This window comes from Rhodovulum euryhalinum, assembly GCF_004342445.1.
GTDB classification, from domain to species: Bacteria; Pseudomonadota; Alphaproteobacteria; order Rhodobacterales; family Rhodobacteraceae; genus Rhodovulum; species Rhodovulum euryhalinum.
In genome coordinates this window covers 330,756-342,551 of record NZ_SLWW01000001.1, presented here as the reverse complement: position 1 = coordinate 342,551, position 11,796 = coordinate 330,756, and the positions used below count along the sequence as shown (strand labels likewise).

General features: G+C 67.9%; 4 protein-coding genes. 2 read left to right on the top strand and 2 right to left on the bottom strand.

What is annotated here, in order from left to right; all coding sequences use genetic code 11:
* Position 1 precedes the first annotated feature (1 nt).
* Complete coding sequence (locus EV655_RS01530; RefSeq protein WP_132540727.1) at positions 2-1,240, bottom strand: BtaA family protein; 1,239 nt, start codon at positions 1,238-1,240, stop codon at positions 2-4.
* On the bottom strand, positions 1,237-2,046 hold the full coding sequence (locus EV655_RS01525) for a UDP-2,3-diacylglucosamine diphosphatase (protein WP_132540724.1): 810 nt from the start codon (positions 2,044-2,046) through the stop codon (positions 1,237-1,239). The genes EV655_RS01530 and EV655_RS01525 overlap by 4 nt, the downstream gene beginning before the upstream one ends.
* A 209-nt stretch (positions 2,047-2,255) precedes the next feature.
* Here EV655_RS01525 and EV655_RS01520 point away from each other — a divergent pair, with 209 nt between their 5' ends.
* Both EV655_RS01520 and EV655_RS01515 read left to right on the top strand, forming a co-directional pair.
* Positions 2,256-4,412 (top strand): esterase-like activity of phytase family protein, encoded by a 2,157-nt coding sequence (locus EV655_RS01520; protein WP_132540721.1) that lies wholly within the window; start codon positions 2,256-2,258, stop codon positions 4,410-4,412.
* Positions 4,413-4,844: 432 nt separating this feature from the next.
* Positions 4,845-11,753 carry an ExeM/NucH family extracellular endonuclease gene (locus EV655_RS01515; RefSeq protein WP_207901913.1) on the top strand — a complete coding sequence of 2,303 codons (6,909 nt, stop codon included), beginning with the start codon at positions 4,845-4,847 and terminating at the stop codon, positions 11,751-11,753.
* Positions 11,754-11,796: the final 43 nt, after the last annotated feature.

Here is an 11,796-nt window from a genome sequence, read left to right as displayed (position 1 = left end):
CCTAGCCCCGGAAGCGGTAAAGATGCACGGCGCCGTAGATGGCCGAGCGGTCCGCGGCCGACGCGAGTCGCGACGCGTCGGCATCATAGGCCCAGCGCCCCAGGATCGCCGCGGGCACCCGGCCCGGCAGGATGTCGGGGATGCCGCCGGTCCGGAACAGTACCCGCGCGCCGGGCGCGGCGGTGCGGGTCAGTTCCGACCAGAGCGCGGTCAGTTGCGCATCGGTCATCCAGTCCTGCGCATCCAGCAGCACCGTGCAATCGACCGAGCCCGCGGGCCGTTCGCCCAGATACTCGGTGACCGAGCGGTTCCGCACCGACACGCGGTCCGCCATCGCCCGCACCGTGTCGAAATTCGCCGGGTCGAGATAGGGCGGCACCGCGCCGCCCGAGGTGCCACCATAGCGGCGTCGGCAGGCCTGCCAGGCGAAGTAGTTCCCGGCCACGGGGAAGTCGCACATCAGCTTGCGCACCCGTTCGCGCAGCACCGGGACCACGTCGCCGCCGCCATCGGCGGCCAGCTTGTCGTGCTGGGCGGGCGGGATGCCCAGCCCGAACAGAGCCGCGCGGCGGCTGGCGAGGAACCGGATCAGCGGCCGGTCGAACAGCGGCGCGATCTCGGTCTCGTAGAAATGACGCTGCTCGTCCAGCGTCCGGCAGGCCAGCAGCCGGTCCAGGTCTACGCCCGCCAGCCGGGCGACCGTCTGCGTCGCACCGAGAAACCGGCCGAGAAGGCCATAGCGATAGGCGCCGCGGGCGAAGATCCCGATCCGGCGGCGGCCCCAGGCGCGGCCTTCCCACCAGGCGCGGGTCTCGGCATCGAGATGCGGTGCCAGAAACCGGTCATAGGCCGCGATGTTCCCGCGACGGTCGGCATGACCGAAGAAGTCGAAGAACGCGCCCTGGTCGGGCAGATGCCGCGCCGCCGCGCCTTTCAGCCGAAGCAAGGCGACATGGGCGGGCGAAAGGTCCACCGCAGCGACCTCTGCCGGGCGGCGTGTCAGGTAGGACATGACGTTGCACCCGCCCGAGGCGATGCACACGACCCGTTCGCCCTCGGCCAGACCCAGTGCCTGCATGTCGGCGACCGGGTCTTCCCAGATCTGCGCGTAGACAAGGCCCTGGAACAGGCGCGAGAAACCCCGCTCCAGCAGGCCCGTGACGCTGAGCGCGCCATTCTGGTGCACCGCGGCGCCAAGCTGGTCCGCGACGCCTGCTGCGGGAAGGATCGGACTGGTCATGCCGCCTCCTGATCCTGAAGGCGCCGCCGCCCGCCCAGAAGCCGCAGCCCCTCGCGGCCCGTGCTGCGCCCGCGCGTCGTCTCGGCCCAGTCGATCAGTTCCAGCCGGCCATCGGGATGTTCGACCAGGGCGGTGCAGCTTTCCACCCAGTCGCCGCAATTGGCATAGCAAAGCCCGTCGATCCGCGTCAGTTCGGCCTTGTGGATATGGCCGCAGACGATGCCGTCATAGCCGCCGCGGCGTGCCTCGGCGGCCAGCACCTGTTCGTATTCGCTGATGTAGTTCACCGCCTGCTTGACCTGCTGCTTGGCCCAGTTCGAGAGCGACCAGTACTGCCCGCCCCAGAGCTTGCGGAACCGGTTGAGACGGGTGTTGAGCCAGAGTGCGACGCTGTAGGCCCGGTCACCCACATGCGCGAGCCACTTGGCGTTGACGATGATCGAGTCGAACTGGTCACCATGCGTGATCAGCAGCCGTTGCCCGTCGGCGGTGACGTGGTTGGCCTGGGATACAACCTCGATGCCCCCGAAATGGGTGCCCGGATAGGCCCGAAGTGCCTCGTCGTGATTGCCGGGGATATAGCAGACCTCGACCCCGCGCCGCGCGCGGGCAAGCATCTCTTGCACCACGTCGTTATGCGATTGCGGCCAGTGCCAGCTGCGCCTGAGCTGCCAGCCGTCGAAGATGTCCCCGATCAGGAAGATTCGCTCTGCCTCGTGGCGCGACAGGAAGTCGAGAAGCATCTCGGCCTGGCACCCGCGGGTGCCAAGATGGATGTCCGATATAAATATGGTGCGGCACTTCACGGGATTACCCCAGATTTAGGCTGCGCGTTCCCCGGGAAGTACCGCGCCCGTGCAACATCCGTATGACGCCTTCAGCGTGCCCAGCGACACTGTCCGGACGACGGGCGCAGAAGGGTCGGCATTTCACGAAACTGACATCAAACCGTTGTCCCGCTGTCATTCGGCGGGCGCAGGAGCAGGCCGAAGAAAACCTGTTTCCGAGGATAGCCATGACCAAGCGCCTTCTGGGCCTGACCTCCGTGATCGCCCTTTCGGCCGGCGCCGCCGGTGCCGAGATGAACTTCAACCGCATCGCCTCGTTCCCGGTCGTCGCGAACATGGCCGCAGGCGAGGATACCGCCCGCGCGACCTCGGCCGAGATCATCGACGCGACCGCGGACGGCATGACGCTGGTCTATACCGACAGCCCGCTGGGCGTGATCGGCCTGATCGACATCACCGAGCCGGCCCAGCCCAAACCGCTGGGCAACCTCGACATGGGCGGCGAACCCACCTCGGTCGCCGTTCTGGGCCGCACCGCCTACGTCGCGGTCAACACCTCGGACAGTTACACCGCGCCCTCGGGCCGTCTGGCCACGGTCGATCTGGACAGCAAGACCGAAACCGCCTCCTGCGATCTGGGCGGCCAGCCCGACAGCATCGCCAAGGCCCCCGATGGCAGCTTTCTCGCCATCGCCATCGAGAACGAGCGCGACGAGGACCTGAACGACGGCATCATCCCGCAGATGCCCGCGGGCCATCTGGCGCTGGTCGCCATCACGGACGGCGCGGTGGACTGCGCCAGCCTGAAAACGGTGGATCTGACCGGCCTCGCCGCGGTCGCGCCCGAGGACCCCGAGCCCGAATACGTCTCGATCAACGCCGCGGGTGAGACGGTGGTCACGTTGCAGGAAAACAACCACATCGTCGTGGTCTCGAAGGATGGCGCGGTGCTGTCCCATTTCTCCGCCGGGGCCGTCGATCTGACCGGCATCGACGCCACCGACGAGAAGGCCGCCCTGGTCTTTGCCGAAAGCCAGCCGGGCCGCCTGCGCGAGCCCGACGCCGTCGCCTGGATCGACGCCGATCACTTCGCCACCGCCAACGAGGGCGACTACGAGGGTGGCACCCGCGGCTGGACGATCTTCGCCAAGGACGGCACGGTCGTCTACGACAGCGGCGCGTCCTTCGAACACGCCATCGTGCAGATCGGCCACTATCCCGACCGGCGGTCGGATGCGAAGGGCGTCGAGCCCGAAAGCGCCACCTTCGCCACCTTTGGCAGCACGCCCATGGTGTTTGTCGGAGCCGAGCGCGCCTCGGTCGTCGGTGTCTACGACGTGACCGACCCCGCGGCGCCGGTGCTGAAACAGCTTCTGCCCTCGGGTGTGGGCCCCGAAGGCTATGTGGCGATCCCGGCGCGCAACCTGCTGGTTTCGGCCAACGAGGCCGATCTCGGGGCGGACGGCGGCGCGCGCTCGCACGTGATGATCTACGAATATCAGGACGCGGCGCCGGCCTATCCGCATCTGACGTCCGAGGGGCTGGAGCCGCTGACCGGCTGGGGCGCGATCTCGGGCCTGGCGGCGGACGCGGACGGCGTGGTCTGGGCGGTGAACGACAGCTTCTACGGCTTCCAGCCCACGATCTTCAGGATCGACACCACGCAGGCGCCCGCCCGGATCGTCGGCGCGATCCCGGTGACTCGCGCGGGCCAGCCCGCCCAGAAGCTCGACATCGAGGGCATCGCGCTGGACGGCAAGGGCGGGTTCTGGCTGGCCTCGGAAGGCAACACTGCCAAGCTGGTGCCGCATGCGCTGTATCACGTGAACGCCAAGGGCGCGATCAAGCAGGAAATCGCGATCCCGGCCGAGCTTGCGGCGGTCGAGACGCGGTTCGGCTTCGAGGGTGTCACCAAGATCGGCGACACGCTGTGGATGGCGATCCAGCGCGAGTGGAAGGACGACCCCAAGGGGCAGGTCAAGCTGGTGGCCTACAACACCGAAACCGAGGAATGGGGCGCGGTGCGCTATCCGCTCGACACCCCCGCCAAGGGCTGGGTCGGGCTCAGCGAGATCGTGGCCCATGGCGATCACGTCTACATCGTCGAGCGTGACAACCAGCTTGGCACCTCGGCGGCGACCAAGAAGGTCTATCGCGTGGCGCTGTCCGACATGCAGCCCGCGGCGCTGGGCGGTGACCTGCCCTTGGTGGCCAAGCAGGAGGTGCGCGACCTGATCCCCGACCTGACCGCGACGGGGGGCTATGTGCTCGACAAGGTCGAGGGGCTGGCGATCGCGGCGGACGGCACGATGTGGATCGCGACCGACAATGACGGCGTCGACGACCATTCGGGCGAGACGATGTTCTTCGCGGTCCGGCCCTGACATCACGGTGCCCGGACGCGGGACCGGCGGTCCCGCGCGGCGGGCGCGTAATCCGGGGAGTGAACAAGGCAGCGCCCGCAACGGCGCTGCCTTCGACGTCTTGCGGCCCGGCGGCGAGATCCGGCCTGCGTTCGACGCCCCGCCCATCACGGCACCCTGTCCCTTCTCCAGGTCTCGCCCCGCAAACCTGCCGCCAAGGTCGGTCCGTTGTCGTCGGTCTGTAACACAAGGCCGTTAACCCTGATTCCGAGGTGCAGGTTGGGGGTCGAAGCTTGAGCGCGGAATCCGGCGCATTTCTTTTCCATGGCTATCGTCATGCCGGTGGGGCCGCCCGTGACGATGCCGCGCGCGCATGCGGCGAGCGCCCATTTCCCCTGCAACGATCATCAGGACTGTTTTCCTTGCCATTTTCGCCGAACAGGAACGTATGACATGACCTACGACGAAGAGTCCCATCCCGAGCGCAACCAGACCGCCGAGGCCGGTGCGGGCATCGATATCGCCCCCGAACTTGGTGCGTTCGCCGAGGGCGCGGCGATGGCCGAATCCGCGGTCTTCACGTTGGAACTTCTGCATGCCGCCGACCAGGAAGCCGGGGCGGCCGCGATTCTCGATGCGCCGCGCTTCTCGGCGGTGCTGAACGCGCTGAAGGCGCAGGACCTGGGGTCGGACGGTGTCGAGGACAACACCATCGTCCTGTCCTCGGGCGACGCGTTCATCCCGGGCCTGTTCTACGACGCCTCGGCCGGGGCCTTCGGGACGGCCGGGATCGCGGACATCCAGATCCAGAACGAGCTTGGCTTCCAGGCGATCGCGTTCGGCAACCACGAATTCGACTTCAACACCACGTCGCTGGCCGCGCTGATCGCGGGCACCGCGACGGGCGATTTCTCGGCGCTGGTGGGCACCGCGCTTGAAGGACTCGATTTCGGCGGCACCGACATGCCGTATCTGTCGACCAACCTCGATTTCTCGACCGACGCCAACCTCGCGCCGCTGGAAATCGCGGGCGGGCAGGCGCCGCAGGGCAATTCGGTGACCTCGTCCACCGTGATCGACGTGAATGGCGAGCTGATCGGCGTCGTCGGCGCGACCACGCCGACGCTGGCCTCGATCTCCAGCCCCGGCGGCGTGACCATCTCGCCGGGCTGGGCGGGCACGAACCCCACTCCTGCCGAGCTCGACGCGCTGGCCGCGATCATCCAGGCCGAGGTCGATGCGCTGCTCGCCGCCAATCCGGCCATGAATAAGGTGATCCTGCTGGCCCACATGCAGCAGATCGGCATCGAGATGGAACTGGCCGGGCGTCTGGCGAATGTCGACATCATCGTCGCGGGCGGGTCCAACACGCGCCTCTTCGACGAAACCGACCGCGTGCGCGACGGCGACAGCGTGCAGGGCGGCTATCCCGAATTCGTCACCAACGCGGGCGGCAGCGTGACCGCGGTCGTCAACACTGACGGCAGTTACAAGTATGTGGGCAGGCTGGTGCTGGACTTCGACGCCGACGGCAACGTGATCGCCGAAAGCTATGATTCCTCCATCTCCGGCGCCTACGCGACCGATGCGCAGGGCGTGGCCGATCTGGGCGCGGCCGGGCTGGTCGATCCCGAAATCCAGGCCATCGCCGATGCCATCGAGGCGCAGATCCTCGCCACCGAGGGCAACGTCTTCGGCGCGTCGGACGTGTTCCTGAACGGTAACCGCTCGGGCGCGGATACCGCGACCAACCCGGACGGCGTGCGGACGCAGGAAACCAACCTCGGCAACCTGACGGCGGACGCGAACCTCGCCGCCGCACAGGAGATCGATTCGACCGTCGTGGTCTCGATCAAGAACGGCGGCGGCATCCGCGCCTCGATCGGGCAGACCATCGTGCCGCCGGGCGGCAGCGCCCCGGTCCGCCTGCCGAACGAGGCGGTGGTCGACAGCGACGGTAACCTCATCAAACCCGCGGGCGGCATCAGCCAGAACGACATCCAGACCTCGCTGGCCTTCAACAACGGTCTGGTGCTGCTGACGCTGACCAAGGCGGAACTGGTCGGGCTGCTGGAACATGGCGTCAGCGCGATCCCTGCCGCGGCGGGCGCCTTCCCGCAGATCGGCGGCCTGCGGCTCTCGTACGATCCCGACCTGCCTGCGGGCGACCGCGTGCTCGAGGCCGGCATCTTCACCGAGGCGGGCGACCTGATCGCCGAACTCGTCCGCAGCGGCGAGATCGCGGGCGACCCGGCCGAGGAATTCCGCGTCGTGACGCTCGACTTCCTGTCGGCCCCCCGCTTCGACGCGGCGGGCGCCTTCATCGGGGCGGGTGACGGCTATCCCTTCCCCAACACCAATACCGATCCGACTGTGGGCGAGGTGGGCGACGCGGACGTGATCGCGCGGGTGAACAAGGTTTTCCTTGCCGAGGACGGCGTCCAGACCGGCGAGGCGACCTTCGCAAATGACGGCACCGAACAGGATGCGCTGGCGGAATACCTGAAGGACAACTACGAGGACACGCCCTTCGCCGAAGGGGAAACCGGCCGCGACGGCGACACCCGGATCCAGAACCTGAATTTCCGCGACGATGCGGTGTTCGAGGGCTTCGACCTCGACGCCCCCGAGGCGACCGGGGAACTGGGCGACATCGGCATCGCCGCGGTGTTCGACAGCGGTGCGGGCGAAGGCGGATCCGAGGTCGTGGCGACCGAGGATGGCAAGGCCTACGTGACCAACGGCGCGCTCGGCCGGATCGACGTCTGGGACATCGCGTCCGGTTCGCTGTCGGCCAGCATCGACCTGACCTATCTGCCGGGCTTTGCCGGTGTGCAGTCGGTTGCGGTCAAGAACGGCCTGATCGCGGCCGCGGTTTCGTCTACCGACATCGTGTCCGGCGCGGACGTGCTGGGCCAGTCGGGCTATGTCGCACTGATCGACGGCGCCACGGGGCTGGTGATCGACCGTGTGGTGACGGGCAACCTGCCCGACATGGTGACCTTCAGCCCGGACGGGACGAAGATCCTTGTCGCCAACGAGGGCGAGTTCAACGCCGAAAGCGACATCACTGTCGATCCGGTCGGCTCGGTCTCGATCATCGACGTGTCGAACCTGGTCAACCCGACCGTCCAGACCCTGACCTTCGGGTCGCTCGCGGCGGTCGAGGGCGTGCGGCTGGCGCCGGGGGCCTCCTACCTGGAGGGGCTGGAGCCCGAATACATCGCCGTCACCGATGACGGCACGACCGCCTATGTGTCGCTGCAGGAGGCGAACGCCTTCGCGAAGATCGACCTTGCCACCGGCGCGATCGACCTGATCCCGCTGGGCACGGTGGATCATTCGCAGGAGGGGTCGGGCCTTGACGCCAACGACGACGGGCTGATCTCGATCCGCACCTACGATAACCTCGTGGGCCTGCGGATGCCCGACGCGATCGACGCCTTCGAGGTGGACGGCGCGACCTACATCATCACCGCCAACGAAGGCGACGGCCGCGGCGACGGCGACGAGGGCGGCGACGAAGCCCGCGTGGGCGACATCCTGGATGGCGACATCCCGGGCCTCGCCATCGACGCCTCGGTCGACACCACCGGGCTGGAACGGCTGGTGATCTCGACCATCGACGGCGACACCGATGGCGACGGGGATATCGACGTCCTGCACGCCTTCGGTTCGCGGTCGTTCACGATCTTCGACGCCGACGGCAACGTGGTCTTCGACAGCGGGTCCGAGTTCGAGCGCATCCTGTCCGAGGTGGCGCCCGAGCGGTTCAACAACGACGACGGCGAACCCATCGCGACCGAGGACGACAACCGGTCCGACGCCAAGGGCCCCGAGCCCGAGGCGGTCGTCACCGGCGAGGTGAACGGCGCGCTTTACGCCTTCATCGGGCTCGAGCGCGACAGCGGCATCGTGATCTACAACATCTCCGAGCCCACGGCCGCCTACTTCGTCGACTACATCCCCGGTTTCGGCAACGACCTGGGCGCGGGCATCGACGACTTCATCGGCCCCGAGACGATTGCCTTCATCCCTGCGGCAGAAAGCCTGTCGGGCGTGGCGCAGATCGTCGCGGCCTATGAAATCTCGGGCGATACGGTGGTCTATGACCTCGGCGACTTCATCGCGCCGCCGACACCCATCCTGATCGCCGAGTTCCAGCCGAACCCGGACGGCACCGACCCCGTGACCCAGACCGTGGAACTGTCGGGCGCGGCCGGGGCGATGTTCGATCTGTGGCTGGTCTCGGTCGAGAACGATGGCGTCGACGGCCGGGTGGACCGCGCCGAGAACGTCACCGGCAGCTTCGATGCCAACGGCATCGCCACGGTCGAGGTGGCAGACCTGGAAAATCCGTCCTTCACCTTCATCCTGACCGACGCCTTCACCGGCGCCGCAGCCGTGACCGACATCGACACCGACAATGACGGCGTGGTGGACGACCTGTCGGCCTTCGGCACCATTCTCGACGCCATCGGCAGCGCCGACAGCGCCGCGGATTTCGCCGACAGCTACGCCGACGATGCCGCGCTGGGCGGGGTGGCCTTCGCCTATACCGGCACCGAGCCCGAACTGATGTTCCGCGACGCCAGCCGCGGCGACTGGTATGCCGTCAATGCGCCGGGCGATGCCGTGGTTTATGCCGCGGATGGCAGCACGGTGGACCCGGCCGAGTTCGACACCGACCCGACCGTGGGCACCGACAGCTTCGGCGCGGTCAACCCGTCGCGCGCGGGCGGCACGGCCGATCTGCAGATCACCGAACTGTGGTTCGGCCAGGACGGCACCGACCTGACCGCCGACTGGATCGAGGTGACCAACACCGGCACCGCGGCCTGGACGGCGGCGACCGACGGCGCGCTTTTCTATGACGACGAAAGCCTCGATCCGACCGTGGCCGACCAGGTGCAGGGCGTCGACAGCCTTGCCCCCGGCGAAAGCGCGATCATCGTGATCGGCCAGGCCGCCGACGCGGCCGCGTTCGCCGCGGTCTGGGGCGACGACGCCGACCTTTCGGACGTGCAGATCGGCTGGGCCGATGGCGCGGGGCTGGGCGCGGGCGGCGATGCCGCGGGCCTCTTCCTCGATGCCGAGGGCGACGGGCTGGCGCTGACCGACACGCCCATCGCCACCGCCAGCTACCCCGATGGCGGCGCCGCGGCAAGCGGGCGGTCCTACGACGTGCCGTCCGCCAGCTTCTCGTCGCTTGCGGGCTTCGAGGACATGTCGGCCACCACCGAGCTTGGCGGCACCGACGGCACCGAGCCCGCCATCGCCTCGCCGGGCTACATCCCGACCGAGCGCACCGCACCCGACTACACCCTGATCTCGACGATCCAGGGCGCGGGCTTCTCGTCCGGCCTCGTCGGCCAGACGGTGACGGTGCAGGCGGTGGTGACGGTGGTCAGCGATGCGCTCAACGGCTTCTTCCTGCAGGAAGAGGACGGTGACGCCGATGGCGATGCCGCCACCTCCGAAGGCGTGTTCGTCTACACCGGCTCCGATCCCTCGGTTCAGGTGGGCGATCTGGTGACGCTGGAGGCGATCGTCGACGAGTACTTCCAGAACACCCAGCTCAAGACCATCCAGAGCCTGGTGGTCGAGGCGCAGGGGGTCGAACTTCCGACATCGGTCACGGTCTCGCTGCCGCTGCCGGGCGGCACCGATCCGGCGACCTTCTACGAAAGCGTGGAAGGCATGCGCGTGACCGTGGTCGCGGCCGATGGCGAGGTGCTGAGCGTCACCGACACCTTCACCCGCTTCGGCGAGGTGGGCGTGACCTCGGGCGCGCCGCTGGTCCAGCCGACCCAGGCCTTCGAAAGCTTCTCGGCCGAGGCCGAGGCGCTGGCCGAGGCGAACACGCGCGACTTCCTGCTGTTCGAGAATGCCGAGGATGACAGCCTGTCCTCTGCCCCGCGCGTGGGCGACGGGATCGTCGGCAACCGGATCGACGGGGTGATGCACTTCACCTTCGACGAGTACAAGGTCGAGACCCAGGGCGCGGTCGCGTTCGATACGTCGGTCAACCCCTTCCCGCGGACCGACGCCCCCGAGGACATCGAGGGCCGGCTCAAGGTCGCCTCGTTCAACGTGCTGAACTACTTCACCACGCTGACCTCCGAGGACAGCGCGGCGCGCGGGGCCGCAACGGCGGACCAACTGGCCGACCAGACATCGAAGATCGTCGCCGCGATCAAGGCGATCGACGCCGACATCGTGGGCCTGATCGAGATCGAGAACGACCTGTCCGCCCCGGACGAGGCGGTGGCCGCCCTGGTCGCCGCGCTCAACGCCGAGATGGGCGCGGGCACCTACGACTACATCGCCACCGGCAAGATCGGGACCGACGCGATCAAGCAGGCGATCATCTTCAAGCCCGCGACGGTCGCGCCCAAGGGCGACTTCGCGGTGCTGGATACGGTCGAGTTCACCGATCCGCTGGCCTCGGGCGGCCCGCTCAGCCGTCCGGCGGTCGCGCAGTCCTTTACCGAGGTGGCCACCGGCGAGGTCTTCACCGTCTCGGTCAACCACCTCAAGTCCAAGGGCAGCGCGAGCGGTGTGGCCGGCGACGACAGCGATGTCGAGGGCTCGGCGGCCCTGACCCGCGTCGAGGCGGTGAAGGAACTGGCCGAATGGCTGGCGACCGACCCGACCGGCTCGGGCGATGCGGATCACCTGACCATCGGCGACTTCAATTCCTACGCGATGGAACGCGCGATCCGGGCGATCGAGGATGCGGGCTTCACCAATCTCGCCGATGCGGATGCCACGTCCTACCAGTTCGACGGACGCCTCGGCACGCTGGACTACGCCTTCGCCAACGAAAGCCTCGCGGGCCAGGTGGCGGGCGCGACAATCTGGAACGTCAACAGCCTGGAAGCCTATGCCCAGCAATACAGCGACGCCCGGTTCGACGCGCTGGGCGACCCGGCCTCGCCGTTCGGGTCCTCGGACCACGATCCGGTCATCGTCGGGCTGAACCTCGAAACCGAGGTCGAGCGCAACCTGATTGTCAGCGAGGGCGACCGCGACCGCCTGACCGGGACCGAAGAGGCCGACATCTTCGAGATCGGCAGCTTCCGCAGCGAGATGGCGACCGGGCTTGGCGGGGCGGACATCTTCCTGTTCGACGCCGCGGCCTTCGAGGACGGCACGCGTGGCCTGGTCCAGATCCGCGACTACATGGCGGGCGAGGACATGGTCGATCTGGGCGGCGGCAGCTTCGACGCTGCACTGGTCAGCGAAACCGCGAATGCCGTCTACCTGACGATGGACGGCGACGGCGACAGGATCGTGATCCGCGGTATCGACAGCCTGGATGACATCACCTTCGTCGACCACCTGGACATGATCGCCTGATGAGAAGCGCATGTCCGACCTGTGCAATAGTGAAAGGGGAAAC